The following is a 21,038-nucleotide window of genomic DNA, read 5'->3' as shown; positions in this document are numbered from 1 at the left end:
CTGCCGGCGCGTCCGGTAACAGGAGCAGTTCATGTCGTTCAATATCGGCCTCAGCGGCATGCGTGCCGCCAGCAAAGACCTCAATGTCACGGGTAACAACATCGCCAACGCTGGGACTGCGGGCTTCAAACAGTCGCGGGCGGAGTTTGCGGATGTCTACGCGTCGTCTGTGCTTGGCACAGGCAAGAACCCTCAGGGAAGCGGAGTTCTTCTTGCAAACGTGTCGCAGCAGTTCAATCAGGGCAATATCAACTACACCCAGAACGCACTGGACTTGGCTATTAACGGTAACGGCTTTTTCCAAGTTAGCAACAACGGTGCGTTGAGCTACACACGTGCTGGCTATTTTGGTACCGACAAGGAAGGTAATCTGGTCGACAACTTTGGCTATAACCTCCAGGGTTATTCTGTCGATGGCAATGGCAACATCCAGACTGGCCAGGTGAGCGATCTTAAAATTCAGACTGCCAGCCAAGAGCCCAAGGCTACTACTAAAGTTGTCCAGGGTTTCAACCTGAACTCAACAGACGTCCAGCCGTTAAACACACCCTTCAACCCGGCTGACCCGCTGAGCTATAACGCGTCGACTTCTACCAATATCTACGATGAGCAGGGTAATGCGCACGTCATGACGCAATATTTCGTTAAATCGGCCACTGCCAATACATGGCAAATGAACGTATTGGTCGACGGCCGCAATCCTGCGTCACCTCTTCCTATTCCAGCCGATACGACTGTAATCCCTCCAACAGAAGCTAGGAGTGGTACCGAGCCCGCCGTTACGACGCTTGAGTTCAATCCTTCCGGAAGCTTGAAAAGCCCTACTGACGGCAGCGTGGTGCTATCCGACTGGAAGCCAGCAGTCCGGAACAGCGACGGAACTTGGTCGCTGAACAATGCTGCGCCTGCTGATGGGTTGGATGTCACAATTGATATGCGAGGCTCGACACAATACGCCAGCGCCTTCGCCGTAAACAGTGTGAGTCAGGACGGATACACGACGGGTGAGTTGGCGGGCCTGGAAATTAGCGAGACCGGGGCAATCTTTGCTCGTTACACGAATGGTCAGTCCAAGGTGCAGGGGCAGATCATCCTGGCTAACTTCGCCAACGTTCAGGGTTTGACTCCTGTTGGCAAGACGCAGTGGGTCCAGTCGTTCGAGTCGGGTGAGCCGGTGCGCAACCCGCCAGGCAGCGGCACGCTGGGCTCGTTGCAAGCTGGCGCACTGGAAGACTCCAACGTCGAACTCTCGGACCAGCTGGTCAACCTGATCGTGGCGCAGCGCAACTACCAGGCCAACGCCAAGACGATCGAAACCGAAAGCGCAATTACCCAGACGATCATCAACCTCCGTTAATTGCCACCAGGCACTGCGCGGGGTGGCGGGAAACTGCCGCTCCGTTTTCAAAAGGTCCTTCGGGGCCTTTTTTTTATCCAGTAACTCTATGTGTTTCAATAGCTTAATAAGGCACTGGTCGCTTGGCATAGCGCTTGCTTTGTAGCTGATATCAGTTCAGTTAGCGTCAATTTGCGTGGGGAGGTTCGATGGACAAGATGCTCTATGTGGCCATGACGGGGGCGAGCCAAAACGCTCGTGCTCAGCAGGCACATGCCAACAACCTGGCAAACATCTCGACCACGGGCTTCCGGCGGGACTTCGAGCAAGCGCGCTCGATGCAAGTGTTCGGAGACAGCTTTCCGGCACGTGTCTACGCCATGACCGAGCGTCCAGGCACGGACTTCAGTTCCGGCACCTTGCAAGAGACCGGTCGAGACCTGGACGTAGCGATTGAAGGTGATGGTTGGATCGCTGTGCAGGCGCCGGACGGCAGTGAAGCCTATGCCCGGACAGGCAGCCTGAATATCGACACGCTCGGCATGCTCCGGACCGGCGACGGTTTGCCGGTGCTCGGCAATGCCGGGCCGATCGCCGTGCCGCCAGAAGAGAAAGTGGAGATCGGAGCTGACGGCTCGATCAGCATCCGTGCGCTGGGTGAAGATCCAAATGTGGTAGTGACGGTCGACCGTTTGAAGCTGGTCAATCCTGACCCCAAGCAGTTGGAGAAGGGCACCGACGGGCTTATCCGCATGAAGGATGGCCAGCCGGTCGAGGCTGACGCCGCGGTTCGCGTGACCTCAGGCTTCCTTGAAGCGAGCAACGTCAACGCCGTTGCCGAGATGACTTCGATGCTCGCGCTGTCCCGGCAATTCGAGCTGCACGTGAAGATGATGCGTACTGCCGAAGAAGATGGTGCCGCTGCGGCCCGAGTCTTGCAGATCAGCTAAACAAACTAGGCGGCGCCCGAATTCCGGCGCACGAGGAGAAGAACATGCTTCCAGCACTGTGGGTCAGCAAGACCGGTTTGTCCGCGCAGGACATGAACCTGACCACCATTTCCAACAACCTGGCCAACGTCTCGACCACAGGCTTCAAGAAAGATCGGGCCGAATTCCAGGATCTGCTGTATCAGATCCGTCGGCAGCCGGGTGGTCAGTCCAGCCAGGACAGCGAGCTGCCTTCGGGTTTGCAGCTGGGTACCGGTGTGCGAATCGTTGGCACGCAGAAGCAGTTCACCGCCGGCAGTCTGCAAACCACCGAGCAGCCACTCGACATGGCGATCAACGGTCGGGGCTTCTTTCAGGTGCTGCTGCCGGACGGCACAGTCTCCTATTCGCGTGACGGCAGTTTCCATCTGAACGCCGAAGGCCAAATCGTGACCTCCAACGGTTACTCGCTGGAGCCGGCGATTGTCGTGCCGCCGGAAACGCAGACCTTCACCGTGGGCGAGGACGGCACTGTTTCCGTTACAACGCTGGGCACCCCGGCACCACAGATCATTGGCAACATTCAGACCGCTGACTTCGTCAACCCGGCCGGTCTGCAGGCGATGGGCAGCAACCTGTTCCTCGAAACTGCCGCGAGCGGTGCGCCACAAGTCAGTACACCCGGTCTCAACGGCCTGGGCACCGTACTGCAGAACACCCTGGAAAACTCTAACGTCAGCGTGGTCGAGGAGTTGGTGAACATGATCACCACGCAGCGCGCCTATGAGATGAACTCGAAAGTCATCTCCACGGCCGACCAGATGCTGTCCTTTGTCACCCAGCAGCTGTAACAGCCGTCAGCCGCTGGATTGAGGTGAATATGCGCCGCTTGTTGATTGTCCTTCCACTGGTGTCCGCCGTGATTATGTCCGGTTGCATGGCGCCGGCTCCGAAGCCCAACGATCCCTATTACTCGCCAGTTCTGCCGCGCACGCCACTGCCGGCCGCGCAGAACAATGGCGCGATCTATCAGGCGGGCTTCGAGACCAATTTTTACGACGATCGTAAGGCCTATCGGGTCGGCGACATCATCACCGTCACACTCAACGAAAAAACCCAGGCGAGCAAGAATTCCAATTCGAAAATCGCCAAGGACAGCAGTGCCAACATCGGGCTGGGTTCGCTGTTCGGCGGTGCCGTATCGATGGTTAATCCGCTGACTGACAACAAGATGACGTTGGGCGCTGAATACGAAGCGTCACGGGATACCTCTGGTTCCGGTCAGGCGGGGCAGAGCAACAGCCTCTCCGGCTCGATCACCGTGACCGTCTCGGATGTGCTGCCGAACGGCATTCTCGCGATCCGCGGGGAAAAATGGATGACGCTCAATACTGGTGATGAGTTAGTGCGAATTGCCGGGCTGGTACGTTCGGACGATATCGCCACCGACAACACCGTCCCGTCGACCCGTATTGCTGATGCCCGTATCACTTACTCCGGTACCGGCGCCTTCGCCGATGCCAGCCAGCCAGGTTGGTTGGATCGTTTCTTCATCAGCCCGTTGTGGCCGTTCTAAGCAGGTACTGGCAATGAAACTGTTCAGCTCGATTTTGGTTGCGTTGCTCTGTGTAGTGGTGCTTCCGGCCCATGCCGAGCGGTTGAAGGACATCGCCACCATTCAGGGTGTACGTAGCAACCAGCTGATCGGTTACGGTCTTGTGGTTGGCTTGAACGGTAGCGGCGACCAGACGACCCAGACGCCTTTCACGGTGCAGACCTTCAATAACATGATGGCGCAGTTTGGTATCAAGGTGCCTGCGGGCGGCAATGTCCAACTGAAGAACGTGGCGGCTGTCTCGATACACGCCGAACTTCCGCCGTTCGCCAAGCCGGGCCAGACGATCGACATCACTGTATCGTCGATCGGCAATGCCAAAAGCCTGCGCGGCGGGAGCCTGTTGATGGCGCCGCTTAAAGGGATCGACGGAAACGTCTATGCGATTGCGCAGGGTAATCTCGTCGTGGGCGGTTTCGATGCCGGCGGCGCCGATGGCTCGCGCATCACAGTCAACATTCCCTCTGCCGGTCGAATCCCCGGCGGGGCGACGGTCGAGCGACCGGTGCCCAGCGCTTTCAACCAGGGCACGACCCTGACCATGAATCTCAATCGCCCCGACTTCACTACCGCCAAGAACATTGTGGATCACATAAATGAGTTGCTAGGCCCGGGCGTCGCTCAGGCGCTCGATGGCGGCTCGATCAGCATCACCGCCCCGCTGGATCCAAGCCAGCGTGTGGATTACCTATCGATCCTGGAAAATCTGGAAGTGGACGTGGGGCAGGCGGTGGCCAAGGTCATCATCAACTCGCGAACCGGGACCATCGTCATCGGCCAGAACGTACGCGTTCAGCCAGCTGCAGTGACGCACGGCAGCCTGACCGTGACCATCTCCGAAGATCCGCAGGTGAGTCAGCCAAATCCGCTTTCTGATGGGCAGACCGTGGTTGTTCCCAATTCCAAGGTCAAGGCAGAGCAGGAAGCCAAGCCGATGTTCAAGTTTGGTCCTGGCACGACTCTGGACGAAATCGTTCGGGCGGTGAATCAGGTCGGCGCGGCGCCGAGCGATCTCATGGCCATTCTCGAAGCGCTCAAGCAGGCCGGTGCTTTGCAAGCAGACCTGATTGTGATCTGAGGACAGGGATATGGAAAATCGACTGGGGCTCGGGCGGCGCACGCCTGACAGTGGCAGCTACTCCGACCTGAATCGTCTGAACCAGCTCAAGGTTGGCAAGGATCGGGATGGTGCGGAGAACGTGCGCAAGGTGGCGCAGGAGTTCGAGTCCCTGTTCATGAACGAGATGCTCAAGTCGATGCGTTCGGCCACGGAAGTCATGTCGAAGGACAACCCATTCAACAGCCAGGCCAGCAAACAGTACCAGGACATGCACGACCAGCAGCTTTCAGTCACGCTGTCCAAAGAAGGCGGTGGCATCGGGCTTGCCGACGTGCTGATTCGTCAGCTTAGTAAACAGCAGGAGCCCAGCGAGAAGCCCAATCCTTTCGCCCAAGTGGCACAGACCGAAGGTGCAAAGTGGTCGAGCAACCCCAACTCGAAGATTGCTCCAGTTGACCCAGCGCGCAACGATTCTCAAATGCTGAATCAGCGTCGTCTGGCATTGCCGGGACGATTGGCCGAGCGCGCTCATGCGGAGGTTACAGCTGCAAATACCCAGGCGGCTCAAGCTAGCCAGGCGGGTACGGCTCAGCCTCTGGTCGATCTTGACTGGAAGGCTGCTACCGCTTTCGCAGCGCCTCAGGACGCGCCGTTGACCATCAACGGCGTCGAGGCGACTGCTCCAAGCGCGCCGAGCAAGACGCGTTTCAGCTCGCCCGCAGAATTCATCGCCACCATGTTGCCAATGGCCGAAAAAGCGGCGAAGCGCCTAGGTGTCGAGCCGCGTTTCCTCGTGGCACAAGCCGCATTGGAAACCGGTTGGGGCAAGTCGATGATCAAACAAAAAGACGGCACCAATAGCCACAACCTGTTCGGCATCAAAGCCACAGGGTGGGACGGTGCGTCCGCGAAGGCCACCACGACCGAATATATCAATGGCAAGGCAACCAAAGAGGTTGCCGGGTTTCGGGCATATGACTCGTTCGAACACAGCTTTAACGATTACGTCCGGCTGTTGGAAAACAACGATCGTTACAAGCCAGCCCTTCAGGTGGCCAGTGCGTCTGGCAACTCTGAACGTTTCGTTAACGAACTGCAGCGGGCAGGTTATGCAACCGACCCGCAGTACGCACGCAAGATCAACCAGATCGCTCGAAAAGTGCAGACCTATCAGACAATTGCCGACGCCAGCACGTCGCCCGCGGTTCGGACTAGAGGTTAAACATGGCTGATCTACTGAATATTGGCCTGTCCGGCCTTAGCGCCAGCAAGAGCCAGTTGTCCGTTACGGGTCACAACATCAGCAACGTCAACACGCCGGGCTTCAGCCGGCAGGACGCCTCGCAAGCAACGCGCACGCCGCAATTCAGCGGCGCGGGCTACGTGGGCTCGGGCACGACGCTGGTGGAAATACGCCGTAGCTACAGTGAATTTCTGACTAGCCAGCTGCGCAGCAGCACATCGCTGAGCAGCGATGTCGAAGCCTACAAAAGCCAGATCGACCAGCTTGATTCCTTGCTGGCCGGCAGCACGACCGGCATCACGCCAGCGCTGCAGAAGTTTTTCTCGGCACTGCAAACCGCAGCGGAAGACCCCGCCAATATTCCGGCACGTCAGCTGGTGTTGGCTGAAGCCGAAGGCTTGGCACGCCGTTTCAACACCGTGTCTGACCGCCTTACCGAGCAGAACAACTTCACCAACAAGCAGATGGCGGCGGTGACCGACCAAGTCAATCGGCTCGCTGGCAGTATTGGCAGCTTGAACGACGCCATCGCGACCGCTTCGGCCAACGGCAAACAGCCCAATGATTTGCTCGATGCGCGCGACGAGGCCGTGCGGCAATTGTCGACGTATATCGGCATCAGCGTGACGCCGCAGGATGACAATAGCTTCAATATCTCGGTCGGCAGTGGTCAGCCGCTGGTGGTGGGTAAGACGGTGAGTCAGCTCAAGGTTGTTCCGGGGCTGAGCGATCCCAATCGTCATGAGATTCGATTTGTTAGCGGCGGCTCGGAGCAGGGCATCACTTCGCAGATCACCGGAGGTGAGCTGGGCGGGTTGATTCGCTATCGCAGTGAGGTGTTGGACTCGACGATGAATTCGCTGGGGCGGCTGGCGTTAGTCGTGAGCGATGAGGTCAATACCCAATTGGGTCAAGGTCTGGATCTAAAAGGGCAGGTAGGTGTTGGTCTGTTCAAAGATATCAATTCCTCTGATCTAGTCGGCAGACGCACCTACCCAACAGGGTTGGACGTACGAATCGAAACCCCATCAAGTCTGACGACCAGCGATTATCAGATTGAGTTCGTTTCAGGATCTACGGAACAGTTTCGCGTGCGTCCCGTAGGCGGCGCTTGGCTGCAAACAAGCGGTGTGCCGACGGTCTTCGATGTCAGTAACGGTGAAATAGCGGGCCTGGGATTTAGTGTCGGACCGGCTAGTGTGGCCGGCGCAACCTACACGGCAATGCCGACGCGCCGGGGCGCGACCGATATCGCCGTTGATTTGGATCAGGCGGACCAGTTGGCCTTCGCGTCGATTGTGCGCGGTGAGTCGAGCCTGCAGAACCGGGGCACTGGCAATATCAGTCAACCGCTTCTCCTATCCGGGCCGTCGCCGATTGATGTACCCGGTTTGAAAAGTGCGTTCGCCGCACTTCCCGCGTTTGAAGCCACGGTGGCAAACGGAACTTATACTTTTAGTTCGTCTAGCACCTTGCCGCCCGAGTGGCAGCTGATCGATAGCAATGGCAATCCGCTCTCCAGCTTAGCGTCCGGCACTACCAATACTGTACGGCTGGCGTATACACCACCCCCAGTCCCTCCATCGACTAGCTCTGATCGTTACCTATTCGAGTTTTCCCTAAGTGGTCGTCCGCAGTCGGGGGATGCGTTCAGCCTAGGCTTCAATACAAACGGAGTATCGGATAACCGGAACGCGCTAGCGCTGGTCAATTTACAGACCAAACAGACGGTCGGGGTTGATAGTGCGATTGTAGGATCCGGCTTCAGCTTCACCGATGGTTATGGCGAAATGGTTGAGCGCGTCGGCACCCTGACCGCTCAGGCCCGCATGGACAGTGAAGCGACCGGCGCGATTCTCAAGCAAGCCACGGATAATCGCGATTCGCTGTCGGCTGTGAATCTCGATGAGGAAGCCGCGAACCTGATCAAGTTCGAGCAGTACTACAACGCTTCCGCTCAGATCATTCAAGTTGCCCGCTCCTTGTTCGATACATTGATCAATACCTTCAGGTAACAGGCCCGCCCATGCGCATCTCGACACTGCAAGCATTCAATAACGGTGTAGCCGGTATTCAGCGCAACTACTCCAATGCAACTCGTACGCAGGAGCAGATCAGCACGGGCAATCGCATCCTAACGCCTGCGGACGATCCGGTTGCGTCGGTGCGTCTGTTGCAGCTTGAGCAGCAGCAGAATGTGCTCAGCCGGTACAACTCCAATCTGACGGCGGCAAAGAACAGCCTGACTCAGGAAGAGGTTACCCTGAACTCGGTGAACACCGTCTTGCAACGTGTGCGTGAGCTGGCGGTACAGGCCGGCAACGGTGCGCTGGATCCGCAGGATCGCAAGTCCATCGCGGCTGAATTGGGCGAGCGCGAGGATGAGCTTCTGTCGCTCATGAACACGCGCAACGCTCGGGGTGAGTACCTGTTTTCGGGATTTCAGGGAAAAACACCCCCATTCGTTCTGGAGGGCGGTAAGTACACATATAAGGGAGACGAGGGGCAGCGGAAATTACAAGTTGCGAGCTCGTTGACCGTTCCAATTAGTGATAACGGAAAATCTATATTTGAGAGCGTGACCAATGCGGGGCGCCTTAATAGCAATATCGTTGCGAAGCCTCCGGAATCAACGCTATCTGTATCGGCGCCGCTGGTTAGTGATGAAACAGCGTTTGCGAGCGATCCGGCGTTTCCTTCCCAAGGCATCGAAATACAATTCGCTGCGGATGGCTCCTCTTATTCCATTTATCAGTTGCCGCGTACGGATGACGGGGCAGGCAATTTCACCGATACGGCCCTGCCGGGTTACAGCAATTTGAGCATGGACGATGATGCTGGCAGTAGTGACTTGCTTGTATTCCGCGGAGTAACGCTGCATTTAGATGGTGCGGCGCAGGGCGGCGAAAGGATTCAATTGACCGCGCCAATCGAGCCTCGAAACAAGCAGGGAATTCTCGACACCATCGCCAACCTCCGCTCATCTCTGGAAAACCCTTCCACTGGCAATACCGGCGTACGCGACGCCGTAGCGGTGGCTTTAACCAATCTTGACCACGGTATGGTCAGTGTGGACCAGGCGCGCGGCAATATCGGTGCTCGTCTCAACGTCATCGAAACCACCCAAACCGATAACGAAGACGTTGCGCTAGTCAACAAGGGCGTGCAGGCCGAGCTGCGGGAGCTCGACTACGCTGAGGCGCTGTCTCGGCTATCGATGCAAACGGTGGTGCTTGAGGCAGCCCAGCAAAGTTATGTGAAGATTGCTGGATTGAGCCTGTTCAACGTGATGCGTTGAACCGCCGGCGGGCACGGTTCACAGAACAAGCACCGCGATTTGACTTGATCTTGGTGCGACTTAGAGTGTGATTGCGGCGCATGGAGTACCGCGTCGTTAATCCGATACTCATAAGGACATGAACAATGCTTAAGTCTTTGCTATCCGCTTCAATAATCGCTCTGCTCGCTAGTGTTTCTCTCGGTAGTGTTGCTGGCCCGACGAAGTCCGCTGAACCCGCGATGGTTGCGGCGGCCCACCAAGTGGCGCCGATCAACATCAATTCAGCCGACGCTGAAACCCTGACCCGTGAACTCAAGGGGATAGGCGCTACGAAGGCCAAGGCGATCGTGGCCTACCGCGATGCCCATGGTCCATTCAGCTCGATCGACCAATTGCTCGAAGTCAAAGGAATAGGCGCGGCCACTTTGGAAAAAAATAGAGCCAAGTTGAGCGCAAACTGACAGCCAAAACCTGTTTCAACGAAGCCGGTCATTCGACCGGCTTTTTTGTTTCCGTGATTTTAAGTTGCTGGCCGCTTGCTCTCCATAGTGTTGGTTGTGCGGCGTCACGACTGACGGTTGGGCAGGAACGTGGACTGGCTGATGTTGTCCTTGTTAGAACGCTTAATCGGCTTTAGCACCCTGTTTTCAAGTGCAATTGGCCTTCCAAAAGGTGTTGACATGTTACGGTTATTCACAATCGTTTTCGTAAAGCCTGAGAGTCTTTGCGGACTCACCAAGCGTACTGTGCTGTTTTTTAAGTTGCTGATTTAAAAGGAGTTACGCGCTCTGGGCAAAAAGCCGCCGATCTGTTCGTAGGCCGCGTCGCGCGGGCGTTTCAGCTAGTCATCAAGCAACTGCTCACAGGGTTATCCACAGGTTCTGTGGATATTTCTTCCGGCAGTGGCAAAGCAGCTTTAGTGGGAGGCACTCGATGAAAGCACCTTGGAATTTCTTAAAGTACCTGCCGGTAGCGCGAGGCGTTCTCGCTCGTGGAAGGTTACCGATAGTGCTGCTTGCGGTCGCTAAAAAACGCTCAGCTCGGGGTGGCTTGGTAAAAGGGTTGCGTGAAGATCTCAGTCTGTTGCAAGGGCTGTGCGTGGCGTGGTGGCGAGGTGAGTATCGGCAGGTCAGCAGGCCCGCGCTGGTCGCTGCAGTCGCTGGTTTGCTGTATTTCCTGTCACCGATGGACGCCATCCCAGACTGGATTCCAGGTCTCGGATTTGTCGATGATCTGGCGGTACTGGGCTGGATAATCCGAAAATGGTCTGGCGAGTTGCAGGCGTTTCGCACCTGGCGAGACAGCCAGTCAGCAGATGTGCGGGCAAATATCGATCAGCTGCCTTCCATTGACGAAGCAGGCGCCGACTCTGTCGGTAGAGGGCGTAATCCCGAGTTCTAGAAGCTCGACGGCTTAATCCTTTCGAGTGCTTACTCAGCATCGCCCCCCTCACTCTTTAGTAGAGCGTTTGATGATGAATGAATTGTCGCCCGGGCTGATAAGATCTTGTCTTTGAATTTGAGACTACGGTCGGGGTAGAGGATGAGCGTTCAGGTCATCATGCGGGACGGTATGCCGGAGTATGCCGTGCTGCCTTGGGACGAGTATCAGGCACTATTAGGCAGCGGGCGTAGCGTAGGTGTCACGGTGCCGGTGGGGGCCGGTATTTCAGGCACATTGCCGAAGTTCAACACGTTGCCGGTGTTGCGAGAGGCCAAAGGGTTGACCCAGGAGGCACTGGCACGCTCTGCCGGCATCAGCCCTGCTTACCTGGATCTAATCGAGCGGGGCGAACGCCAACCTGGTGAGGCTATACGTCGCGCACTTGCCCGTGCATTGGAGATTGAAGGATGGCAGCAGGAGGCGTAACAGGCACCGCAGCGTCAATTCGCATCAGTCGTCCTCACTGGCAGGCGTTGATGGACGAATTAGCTGAAGTCCGGCGACAACGCCATTTGGTCACCTACCGAGCGTTGATAGAACGCCTCCAGCTACCCGCGCCTGCCATGCAAACGTTGACTGCCGCGTTGGAGCATCTGGCGGCTCTGGATGCCCATGCTGATCGGCCGCTACGTAGTGCATTGGTCGTCAGTCAAGGTGCCAGTCGGTTACCAAGAACAGGATTTTTCGAGTGTGCGACGCGCCTCGGGCGCTTTTCTGGTCCGGCAGATGGTTCTGCTGCCGCATCCTGGCATGCGGGCGAGGTTGCGCGAGTGTTCGAATTTGATTATCCGGGGATTCCTTAGATGTTGAACAACATTCGAGCGCGAGTCGGCTATCTGGTTGCGCGCAGACTGATGAGCTCTCGACGGGTTGTTCGGCAACCGAAAATGTGGCGGTGGATGGAGGGCCAGTTTTCGCGGATGGCTGCGATTGGTGATATCAAAGCGCAGAGTTTTTATGGCCATATCCTGCTGTTCCGTGGTCAAGGTTACGGTGCAAGGCAGGAAGGCATACGTTTGCTGCGCCTGGCGGCTGAGAAAGGCGATGCCAAGGCTGCCTACCAGATGGGTGTCATCTGCCTGGGCGAAGACGCTACTCACGGGCCAGACGGTGCAAAAGCCGCGCACTGGTGGAAGCTTGCCGTCGAGGCAGGGCACCCGTTAGCTGCGGCACGGTTGGCCCAGCTGTACATGGCTGGCGGCCATGGGCTGGCTCGAGACACTCAGCAGGCAGAGCATTACAAAGCCAGCGCTGCCAGACTCGGTCTTTGATTGCCTAATACGAGCGAGAGTGCTCTATATGCGCAGACTGCTTACTTTAGGTCTGGTGCATGGCATCCAGCGCCATCGAGCCGGCGGTCCACCCAGCAAGCGCTTTTCGGCCATCGCGTGGCCGTTGAAGTCCCTAAACGCTTGAAATCATCGATTTTCCATCTAGCAGTCGGGCGCTGATCACGCGGGCCAAAACAGCTGAGGTATTGTCAGTCGATAACCGGTAGGTTGCACGATACGCCTGCTCATTCAGTCTGCCGGCTGAGTGTAATACACAGATTTCGTACCGGCGCTTACGTCCGTACAATGCAGCCTTTTTTCGGTTGGGTCGTTTCTGATGCAGATCGCCTTGGCACCTATGGAAGGGCTCGTTGATGACATCCTGCGGGACGTGCTCACCGGTGTAGGTGGCGTCGATTGGTGCGTGACCGAGTTCATTCGGGTTTCTGATCGTCTGCTACCGGCGTCCAGCTTTCACAGACTGGCTCCTGAGCTTCAGCGTGGAGCCGCTACTCGCGCGGGCACACCATTGCGAGTGCAGTTGCTGGGCTCCGATCCTCTTTGTCTGGCTGATAATGCTGCTTATGCGTGCAGCCTTGGCGCCCCGGCAATCGACCTCAACTTTGGCTGCCCGGCCAAGACTGTCAATAAGTCGCGCGGCGGTGCCATCCTGCTCAATGAGCCAGAACTCCTCCATTCCATACTTCATGAGGTACGCAAGGCTGTGCCGGGGTCGATTCCCGTCACAGCCAAGATGCGTCTGGGTTTTGACAGTAAGGAAGGGGCGCTCGATTGTGCCCGCGCGCTGGTTGACGGGGGCGCAGAGCAGCTGGTGGTGCATGCGCGGACCAAGGTCGAGGGGTATAAGCCGCCCGCTCATTGGGAATGGGTGGCCAGGGTGAGAGACGCCGTCAATGTGCCAGTGTTTGCTAATGGCGATATCTGGACGGTAGATGACTGGCGCCGTTGCCGAGAAGTCAGTGGTGTCGAGAATATCATGCTAGGTCGCGGCCTGGTCTGTCGGCCGGATCTAGCCCGGCAGATCTCGGCGGCAAAAGCTGGTGAGCTGCTTGAGCCGATGAGTTGGGAAGATCTCCAGCCGCTACTGGCTGATTTCTGGGGGCAGGCGCGACGCAAGATGTCTCCGCGTTATGCACCTGGCCGCTTGAAGCAGTGGATATCTCTGCTGACACGCAGCTATCCGCAAGCCGTTACGATGTTCGCTCAGCTACGGCGGGAAAATGATTGCGAGCGGCTGGACGCGCTGTTGGGCTTAGACGAGAGCTCACTGGGATTTGAAGAGGCTGTCTAGTTACCTACTAACTTCCACCACTCACATCGAGCAGAGCGCCGCTGGTGTAGCTGGCTTTGTCGCTGACCAGCCAAAGAATTGCTTCCGCCACCTCTAGCGCTTCGCCCCCTCGGCCCATGGGCACGCTGCTCCTGACGCGTTCGATGCGGTCTGGCTCGCCACCGCTGGCATGGATCTCTGTGTAAATCACGCCAGGCCGTACGGCATTGACCCGAATGCTTTCCGCTGCGACTTCCTTGGCCAAACCAAGGGTCATGCTGTCTATTGCGCCTTTGGCGGCTGCATAGTCGATGTACTCGTTGGGCGCACCGAGTTTGGCAGCAATCGACGATACGTTGACGATGGCGCCACCGGAACCGCCGTGGCGGGTCGACATGCGCTTGACCGCCTCGCGTGCGCAGAGAAAACTTCCAAACACGTTGACCGCGAATACGCGCTCCAGGCGTGCCTTATCCATGTTGTCGAGGCGCATTTGGCGTTCAAGCATTCCGGCGTTATTCACCAGTGCGTCGAGCCTGCCGAACTCTGCGTCGACGGCTTCGAACAGTCGGACGACCTGTGATTCGTCCGCTATATCCGCCTCGATAGCAATCGCTTGTGCGCCCTGGCTGCGTAGTTCTTTCAGTAGCTGCTCTGCTGCGTCATGACGCTGTCGAAAGTTCAGGCACAACGCGTAACCTTCAGCCGCTGCGAGCCTGGCGGTGGCTGCGCCAATGCCACGGCTGGCGCCTGTTATCAACATCACTTTCGACATAAAAAATCCCCGGCGTACGGTCTTGAAAACAAGCGAGTCGCTCCTATCTAGGGCATTACAGGGTGCCGAATTCGGGTCCTGTATGAACCACTCGCTGAATCTCAGGAGAAAGCAACATGACTAATTTTTCGATGGCTCCACTGTTTCGTCAGTCCATTGGTTTTGATCGTTTCAACGATCTGTTCGAGTCCGCGCTGCGCAATGACGCAAACGGCTCATTTCCGCCCTACAACGTGGAAAAGCACGGTGATGACGAGTACCGCATTATCGTAGCAGCCGCTGGGTTCCAGGAGTCCGACCTTGATCTGCAGGTCGAGCGAGGCGTGCTGACGGTAAGTGGCGGCAAGCGTGAAAACGGTGGCGAAAACGTTACCTATCTGCATCAGGGCATCGCCCAGCGCGCGTTCAAGCTCTCGTTCCGCCTTGCTGACCACATAGAGGTGAAAGGCGCAGCGCTGAATAATGGGCTGCTCAGCATCGAGCTCGAGCGTGTCGTGCCGGAGGAGGCTAAACCCAAGCGCATTCCAATCAACGGTGAACGTTTGGCGTTGGAGAGCTGATCGGTCAGCCCGCGCATATGTGATAGGCCTGTAACCTGAGGGAACCCCGCCTGTGGAATCGCTCGGCAGGGCTTTTCTTTTGCAGGAAAAGGTCCATTCAGCTAGCTGAATAGACCTTTAGCAATTTTCCGAAATCCGCCAGCTGAAGAGGGCGGCTGAACAGATAGCCCTGATACAGGTGGCAGCCCAGCGCTTGGAGCAGGTCGAGTTGAGCCTGCTTTTCGACACCCTCGGCAATCACTTCCAGCCCGAGGCTCCGCGCCATTGCAACAATGGCGCGAATAATCTCGGCGTCGTTTGGGTCGTCCAGCGCATCGCGGACGAACGACTGGTCGATCTTGAGAACATCTACTGGTAGGCGCTTCAGGTAAGTGAGCGACGAATAACCAGTACCAAAATCGTCCATGGCGAAGCTCACGCCCTGCCGGCAGAGACGGCGCATTTTAGCGATGGTGTCTTCCAGATTCTGAATCACAATGCCTTCGGTAATTTCCAGCTTGATCATCCTATGCGGGAGCTCGGCGGCTTTGAGCGCCTCGAGAATCCGTTCGACGAATTCGCTTTGGCGGAACTGGCGCGGGCTGATGTTCACACAAAGGCTGAAGCTGTCCGGATGTACGAGCCCGCTTGTCAATAGCGAGGCGGCAATACGACAGGCATCCTTGATGACCCAATTGCCGACATCCACGATCAGGCCGCTTTCTTCAAGCACGTCGATGAACTGAGCTGGAGAGCGCACGCCATCCTCGGGATGATGCCAGCGCAACAGAACCTCGGCGCCAATCACCCTGGCGGAGCGCGCATCTACCTGCGGTTGAAGGTGCAATTCGAACTCGTTGCGCTGTAGCGCCAGGCGCAGCTCGCTTTCAAGTTGCAGGCGCGCGCTGGCGGCTTGCTGCATGGTCGTGCGGAAGAGCTGGATTGCATTGCGTCCGGCATCCTTGGCGCGATAAAGAGCGATGTCGGCTCGCTTCAATAGATCGGCGGGTGTCTCGCCGTGATCCGGCATCAGGGCGATGCCGATACTGGGTGTTACCTGCAGCCTGTTGCCTTCGAACACCATGGGTTGCGCGAGAAGCGTACGAAGTTTTTCGGCAATCTGGCGAACGTGGCGGGTCACTTCTGAGCGTTTGCCGGTCAAGCCGGTCAGCAGCACAACGAATTCGTCACCTCCCAGGCGGGCCACTGTGTCCTCCTGGCGGATGCTGGCCTCAAGGCGAGCAGTGATCATCTTCAAGACTGCATCGCCGACCGGGTGACCGAGCGAGTCATTGATGTGCTTGAAGTGGTCGAGGTCGAGAAACAACAACGCACCGCGAAGGTTGTGTCTTTTGTGCAGCGCCGTCTGCTGGGTCAGGCGATCCATCAGCAAGGTACGGTTGGGCAGATTGGTCAGCGGGTCGTGATAGGCCAGGTGATGGATCTGCGCGTGAGCCGCCTTGAGCTGGCTGATGTCGCGCGCGGATAACAGCAGGCAATCGGTGTTGTTCAGCTCGATAGGCTCTACCGATACTTCAATCTGCTTGAGACGACCGTGACGATCCTGTCCGACCATCTCCCAGTTCGTCACCCGGCCATCACGTTCGAGCCGTTCGAGGATCTCTTGGCGTTGCGTGCTGGGCCAGACGCCCAGCTCGGAAGAGGTCCTGCCGATGGCTTCTTCTGGAAGGTATCCAGAGAGGCGGTGAAAGCCTTCGTTGACCTCGATGAATCGTCCAGTACTGCGCTCGCTGATGATGATGGCGTCAGGGCTCGAATGGAACGCCTTGGCGAATTTGACCTCGCTGGCCTTCAGCGCTGCTTCGGCCTGTTGTCGTTTGGTAATGTCACGAAAAGTGGTGACGATGCACAGGCGGCGGTCGACACGGATGAACCTGCTGGAAACCACACAGGTGACGATTTGTCCTGCGCGGGTGCGGAACTGTGCCTCGGCGTTCTCCAGCCGTTGATCGCGCATCAGCTGCTCAAACAGTGATTTTCGCTGCCGCTCGTCTCGCCAGATGCCCACTTCAGGGGCAGAACGCCCGACGATATCGGTACTGTTCCAACCAAACACGACGCTGAAGCTCGGGTTGATCTCCATGAAAACCCCGTCGCGGATGCGGGACAGGGAGATCGGGTCCGGACTGCCTTGAAACAAGGCCGAGAACTTCGCTTCCGAGGCTGCCAAATGTTGCTCGCGCAGGACCCTTTCGGTGGCGTCGATGATGATCCCCGCCATGCGCAACGGCGCGCCATGCTCGTCTCGGTAGAGTTTGGCGGTACTTTCAAGATGCCGAATCGTGCCGTCTGAATGGATCGCCTGATACGTGGCCTGATAGGTTTGCCGGCGTCCGGCGAGTAAATCGCTGTATGCCGTGCGCATCGTCTTGCGGTCATTGGCAGCAACGCTGCGAAAAAACTCGCGAAACGAGCCATCGAATGGGCCTTCTATCAGGCCTTGCAGTTCGGACGCTCTGGGAGAGGCATATAGGCGGTCGCTTGGTATGTGCCATTCCCAGTTGCCCAGCTCTGCGGAGGCCAATGCCAACTCAAGGCGCTCTTGGCTGTCTTCCAGCGCCTGCGCCTGAGTGTGCTGGTCGGTGATGTCGCGAATGACCCCAACCAGAATCGTGTTGCCATCGTCACTGATCTGCCGCTGGCCATCGATCTCCAGCCACCGCACGCTAGCGTCAGGCCAGCAAACCCGGTGCCGGAAACTGAAGCGCGTTTCTGAGCCGGCAAGCACCGAACATGCAGCGGCTTCGATATGCGGACGATCCTCAGCAACGATCAGATCTAGATACTGATCCGGAGTTAGCTCTACCAGCGGGGAGTCCAGGCCGAACAGTTTTCCAGTGCCGAGCGACCAGTGCATGGTGCCGCGTTGAACATCCCAGGACCACAGGCCGAGCCCAGCCCCATCCAGCACGGATAGCAGGCGAACGTCTTGCCATGGTTTGGGTGCTGCGCTTGATGAGGACTCTGGTTTCGCGTCAGGCGGCAACATGGGCGGCCTCAGTGGGCTGGGTCTGCTGAAGGTGTCGATGGCAGGCGATGCTCATGATTCTCTTTGATTTTGTAATTGTGCCCCGAACTTATCCGTAGCTGATGGCAAAGTGCAAGTCGCTTGATCGGCGTCCAGCAAAGACATGAAGGCCTTGGCTGCGTTAGATAGGGTGCGCTCGGTATGCGTGATATAACCGAGCTGCCTCGCCAGTTGGTCGCCCGGCAGCGGCAAGCGCACCACCTGATCATCAAGCATGGTGCGTGGAAGGACGCTCCAGGCGATCCCGATGGACACCATCATCTTGATCGTCTCCATGTAGTTGGTGCTCATCGTGATATTGGGTGTCAGCCCCTCGCGCTCGAACAACCGCTGGGCAATATGGTGGGTGAAGGTATTCCCGCCAGGAAACACTGCCGGATAGCCGGCGACATCGGCCAGGGTTATTTCGCCCATGCGTGCCAGGGGATGCTCGGGCGCAACCACGAAATCCAACGGATCTTCCCAGACCTTGATCGCACGAATAGGCGTTGCGGTTTGCGGCGCCAGGGTGATCACCGCCAGCTCGGCGCGCCCATGCAGGACTTCATCGTAAGCCACCTCAGAATCGAGGAAGCGGATATCCAGATTCACGTCCGGGTACGCACGAGTGAAGCGTCTCAGCAACGGAGGCAGGCGATGCAGGCCGATGTGGTGGCTCGTCGCCAGGGTCAGCCGCCCGCTGATGTCGCCGTTGAGGTTGGTCAGGGCGCGACGGGTGTCATCCAGCACATTGAGGATCTGATAAGCGCGAGGCAGCAGCGCTCTGCCGGCTTCGGTCAGGCCGATCTCGCGGCCTAGCCGATCGAACAATCGCACGTTCAGCTGTGACTCCAGTGAAGCCAGGCGTTTGCTTACCGCTGGCTGAGTCAGATGGAGGCGTTCGGCGGCCTGGGAGAAGCTGCCCATCTCGGCGACCGCTATGAAGGCGTTGAGGTTGGCGAGGTCCATGTCCGGCTCCAGTGATTTTACTTAGCGTTGTTTAGCATTCCATGAAGGAATGCTTGTGATGAAAAATATGAATTTGAGTAATCCTTAGCAAGTCCTTAGCATGACCTCATAAGCAAAAGGGCTATTGCCCTACGCACTGATGAGGAAAGTCCGATGGCTGGCAAAACGCTCTACGACAAGCTCTGGGAAATGCACGAGGTCAAGCGCCGTGACGACGGCTCGTCACTGATCTATATCGATCGTCATATCCTGCACGAAGTGACCTCGCCACAGGCGTTCGAAGGGCTTCGCCTGGCAGGGCGCAAGCCATGGCGCATTGATGCCAACATCGCCACCCCGGATCACAACGTGCCGACCACCAAGGGCGAGCGCCAGGGTGGCCTGGAAGCCATTGCAGACGAGGTTTCCCGCATCCAGGTGCAAACGCTGGACGAGAACTGCGATGACTTCGGCATCCTCGAATTCAAGATGAACGACGTTCGTCAGGGCATCGTTCATGTCATTGGGCCGGAGCAGGGCGCAACCCTGCCAGGCATGACCGTGGTCTGTGGTGACTCGCACACCTCCACGCACGGCGCGTTCGCTGCGCTGGCTCATGGTATCGGCACTTCGGAGGTCGAGCATGTGCTCGCCACGCAGTGTTTGGTTGCGAAAAAGATGAAGAACATGCAGGTGCGCGTTGAAGGCAAGCTGCCCTTCGGCGTGACCGCCAAGGACATCGTGTTGGCCGTCATAGGGAAGATCGGCACCGCGGGTGGCAATGGTCATGCGCTCGAATTTGCCGGCAGCGCCATCCGCGGCTTGTCGATGGAAGGGCGCATGACGATCTGCAACATGTCCATCGAGGCAGGTGCCCGTGTGGGTATGGTAGCTGCGGACGAGAAGACCATCGCCTATGTCGAAGGCCGCCCTTTCGCACCCAAGGGCGCCGACTGGGAGCAGGCTGTCGAGGTCTGGAAGACGTTGGTTTCGGATGAGGACGCGGTCTTCGACACCGTCGTGGAGCTGAAGGCCGAAGACATCAAGCCGCAGGTCAGCTGGGGTACTTCACCTGAAATGGTCCTGGCTGTTGATCAAAGCGTGCCTGATCCGGCGGTTGAAGCTGACCCGGTCAAGCGTGACTCCATAAGCCGTGCGCTGAAATACATGGGGCTGCAGGCCAACCAACGGATCACCGACATTCAGCTTGATCGCGTCTTTATCGGCTCCTGCACCAACTCGCGGATCGAAGACCTTCGCGCTGCCGCGGAAGTGGCCAAGGGGCGTAAGGTTGCCTCAACGGTGAAGCAGGCGATGGTGGTGCCGGGTTCGGGACTGGTCAAGCAACAGGCCGAGGCCGAGGGGCTGGACAAGATTTTTGTAGAGGCAGGCTTTGAGTGGCGCGAGCCCGGTTGTTCGATGTGTCTGGCAATGAACCCCGACAAACTGGGCAGTGGCGAGCATTGCGCGTCAACGTCCAACCGCAACTTCGAAGGGCGCCAGGGTGCCGGTGGCAGAACGCATCTGGTCAGTCCGGCAATGGCTGCTGCGGCTGCGGTGACTGGTCGCTTCGTTGACGTTCGTGAATTGATGCAGGCCTAAGGAGACCACCATGAGAGCATTCACCCAGCATACCGGTCTCGTCGCGCCGCTCGATCGCGCTAATGTCGACACCGATCAGATCATCCCCAAGCAGTTTCTCAAGTCGATCAAGCGTACTGGCTTTGGTCAGAACCTATTCGATGAGTGGCGCTATCTGGACGTCGGACAGCCTAATCAGGACTGCTCGCATCGTTCGGTGAATCAGGAGTTCGTGCTGAACTTTCCGCGCTATCAGGGCGCCAGCGTTTTGCTTGCTCGGGAAAACTTCGGCTGCGGCTCCTCGCGTGAGCACGCGCCTTGGGCATTGGAAGAGTACGGTTTTCGCACGATTATCGCGCCGAGCTTTGCCGATATCTTCTACAACAACAGCTTCAAGAACGGCTTGCTGCCAATCGTGTTGAAAGAAGAAGAAGTCGACGAGTTGTTCGAACAGGCCGAGGCTGCAGAGGGTTATCAACTCACCGTGGACTTGGCAGCGCAAACGGTCACCCGTCCGGACGGTGTGCAGTACAGCTTCGAAGTCGATGCGTTTCGCAAACATTGCCTGCTGAACGGCTTGGACGACATCGGCCTGACTTTACAGGATGCTGAGGCCATCAAGGCGTTCGAAGCAGGTCATCAAAAGAGCCAGCCCTGGTTGTTCGGCGCGATCAAATAAAACAAGAAGTTGGGAGCCAG

General features: G+C 57.6%; 20 protein-coding genes. 17 read left to right on the top strand and 3 right to left on the bottom strand.

The genetic code is table 11. The features are described from left to right. The first annotated feature begins 31 nt into the window (after positions 1–31). The 14 genes from flgE to ALTERO38_RS09230 all read left to right on the top strand — a co-directional run bounded on the left by flgE (position 32) and on the right by ALTERO38_RS09230 (position 13,489). On the top strand, positions 32–1,357 hold the full coding sequence (flgE, locus tag ALTERO38_RS09290; RefSeq protein ID WP_159968206.1) for a flagellar hook protein FlgE: 1,326 nt from the start codon (positions 32–34) through the stop codon (positions 1,355–1,357). 188 nt (positions 1,358–1,545) lie between these two features. After that, on the top strand, positions 1,546–2,286 hold the full coding sequence (gene flgF, locus ALTERO38_RS09285) for a flagellar basal-body rod protein FlgF (RefSeq protein ID WP_159968205.1): 741 nt from the start codon (positions 1,546–1,548) through the stop codon (positions 2,284–2,286). A gap of 44 nt (positions 2,287–2,330) precedes the next feature. Next, positions 2,331–3,116 carry a flagellar basal-body rod protein FlgG gene (gene flgG / locus ALTERO38_RS09280; RefSeq protein WP_159968204.1) on the top strand — a complete coding sequence of 262 codons (786 nt, stop codon included), beginning with the start codon at positions 2,331–2,333 and terminating at the stop codon, positions 3,114–3,116. Positions 3,117–3,145: 29 nt separating this feature from the next. Beyond that, complete coding sequence (gene flgH, locus ALTERO38_RS09275) at positions 3,146–3,841, top strand: flagellar basal body L-ring protein FlgH (RefSeq protein ID WP_102836172.1); 696 nt, start codon at positions 3,146–3,148, stop codon at positions 3,839–3,841. Positions 3,842–3,854: 13 nt separating this feature from the next. Further along, positions 3,855–4,958 carry a flagellar basal body P-ring protein FlgI gene (locus tag ALTERO38_RS09270; RefSeq protein ID WP_019342803.1) on the top strand — a complete coding sequence of 368 codons (1,104 nt, stop codon included), beginning with the start codon at positions 3,855–3,857 and terminating at the stop codon, positions 4,956–4,958. A 10-nt stretch (positions 4,959–4,968) separates the two neighbouring features. Next, positions 4,969–6,162 (top strand): flagellar assembly peptidoglycan hydrolase FlgJ, encoded by a 1,194-nt coding sequence (gene flgJ / locus ALTERO38_RS09265; protein WP_159968203.1) that lies wholly within the window; start codon positions 4,969–4,971, stop codon positions 6,160–6,162. 2 nt (positions 6,163–6,164) lie between these two features. Further along, positions 6,165–8,198 carry a flagellar hook-associated protein FlgK gene (gene flgK, locus ALTERO38_RS09260; RefSeq protein WP_159968202.1) on the top strand — a complete coding sequence of 678 codons (2,034 nt, stop codon included), beginning with the start codon at positions 6,165–6,167 and terminating at the stop codon, positions 8,196–8,198. Between the two features lie 11 nt (positions 8,199–8,209). Then, the gene (gene flgL, locus ALTERO38_RS09255; protein ID WP_159968201.1) at positions 8,210–9,481 is read left to right on the top strand and encodes a flagellar hook-associated protein FlgL; all 1,272 of its coding nucleotides are present in this window, start codon (positions 8,210–8,212) and stop codon (positions 9,479–9,481) included. 125 nt (positions 9,482–9,606) lie between these two features. After that, entirely contained in the window at positions 9,607–9,924 is a 318-nt protein-coding gene (locus tag ALTERO38_RS09250) for a helix-hairpin-helix domain-containing protein (RefSeq protein ID WP_159968200.1), read from the top strand. A gap of 472 nt (positions 9,925–10,396) precedes the next feature. Then, entirely contained in the window at positions 10,397–10,864 is a 468-nt protein-coding gene (locus tag ALTERO38_RS09245) for a YkvA family protein (protein WP_159968199.1), read from the top strand. A gap of 141 nt (positions 10,865–11,005) precedes the next feature. Further along, positions 11,006–11,332, top strand: coding sequence for a helix-turn-helix transcriptional regulator (locus ALTERO38_RS09240; protein ID WP_148926243.1), 327 nt, complete (start codon positions 11,006–11,008; stop codon positions 11,330–11,332). Further along, positions 11,314–11,709 (top strand): hypothetical protein, encoded by a 396-nt coding sequence (locus tag ALTERO38_RS21515; protein WP_102836179.1) that lies wholly within the window; start codon positions 11,314–11,316, stop codon positions 11,707–11,709. Before ALTERO38_RS09240 ends, ALTERO38_RS21515 begins: the two co-directional genes overlap by 19 nt. Next, positions 11,710–12,177 carry a tetratricopeptide repeat protein gene (locus tag ALTERO38_RS09235; protein ID WP_159968198.1) on the top strand — a complete coding sequence of 156 codons (468 nt, stop codon included), beginning with the start codon at positions 11,710–11,712 and terminating at the stop codon, positions 12,175–12,177. Between the two features lie 337 nt (positions 12,178–12,514). Further along, positions 12,515–13,489 carry a tRNA-dihydrouridine synthase gene (locus tag ALTERO38_RS09230; protein ID WP_148926241.1) on the top strand — a complete coding sequence of 325 codons (975 nt, stop codon included), beginning with the start codon at positions 12,515–12,517 and terminating at the stop codon, positions 13,487–13,489. A gap of 7 nt (positions 13,490–13,496) precedes the next feature. On the opposite strand, the gene ALTERO38_RS09225 is transcribed toward ALTERO38_RS09230, so the two are convergent. Then, positions 13,497–14,243: an SDR family oxidoreductase gene (locus ALTERO38_RS09225; protein ID WP_159968197.1), complete on the bottom strand. Its 747-nt coding sequence runs from the start codon at positions 14,241–14,243 to the stop codon at positions 13,497–13,499. A 116-nt stretch (positions 14,244–14,359) separates the two neighbouring features. Here ALTERO38_RS09225 and ALTERO38_RS09220 point away from each other — a divergent pair, with 116 nt between their 5' ends. Beyond that, positions 14,360–14,803 (top strand): Hsp20 family protein, encoded by a 444-nt coding sequence (locus ALTERO38_RS09220; RefSeq protein WP_148926239.1) that lies wholly within the window; start codon positions 14,360–14,362, stop codon positions 14,801–14,803. A 97-nt stretch (positions 14,804–14,900) separates the two neighbouring features. On the opposite strand, the gene ALTERO38_RS09215 is transcribed toward ALTERO38_RS09220, so the two are convergent. Together ALTERO38_RS09215 and ALTERO38_RS09210 are read right to left on the bottom strand one after the other, a co-directional pair. Beyond that, positions 14,901–17,792, bottom strand: a complete 2,892-nt coding sequence (locus ALTERO38_RS09215) for a GGDEF domain-containing phosphodiesterase (protein ID WP_159968196.1) — start codon at positions 17,790–17,792, stop codon at positions 14,901–14,903. A gap of 51 nt (positions 17,793–17,843) precedes the next feature. Continuing rightward, positions 17,844–18,779 (bottom strand): LysR family transcriptional regulator, encoded by a 936-nt coding sequence (locus ALTERO38_RS09210; protein ID WP_159968195.1) that lies wholly within the window; start codon positions 18,777–18,779, stop codon positions 17,844–17,846. 153 nt (positions 18,780–18,932) lie between these two features. Between ALTERO38_RS09210 and leuC the strand changes: the two genes are divergently transcribed. Together leuC and leuD are read left to right on the top strand one after the other, a co-directional pair. Next, on the top strand, positions 18,933–20,360 hold the full coding sequence (leuC, locus tag ALTERO38_RS09205) for a 3-isopropylmalate dehydratase large subunit (RefSeq protein WP_159968194.1): 1,428 nt from the start codon (positions 18,933–18,935) through the stop codon (positions 20,358–20,360). Between the two features lie 10 nt (positions 20,361–20,370). Further along, positions 20,371–21,018, top strand: coding sequence for a 3-isopropylmalate dehydratase small subunit (leuD, locus tag ALTERO38_RS09200; protein WP_159968193.1), 648 nt, complete (start codon positions 20,371–20,373; stop codon positions 21,016–21,018). The last annotated feature ends 20 nt before the right edge of the window (positions 21,019–21,038 follow it).

Origin of the sequence: Pseudomonas sp. 9Ag, from assembly GCF_902506445.1 — a bacterium.
GTDB classification, from domain to species: Bacteria; Pseudomonadota; Gammaproteobacteria; order Pseudomonadales; family Pseudomonadaceae; genus Stutzerimonas; species Stutzerimonas stutzeri_AB.
Note: the sequence above shows the minus strand (reverse complement) of the source record. Positions and strands in the feature narration are given on the sequence as shown.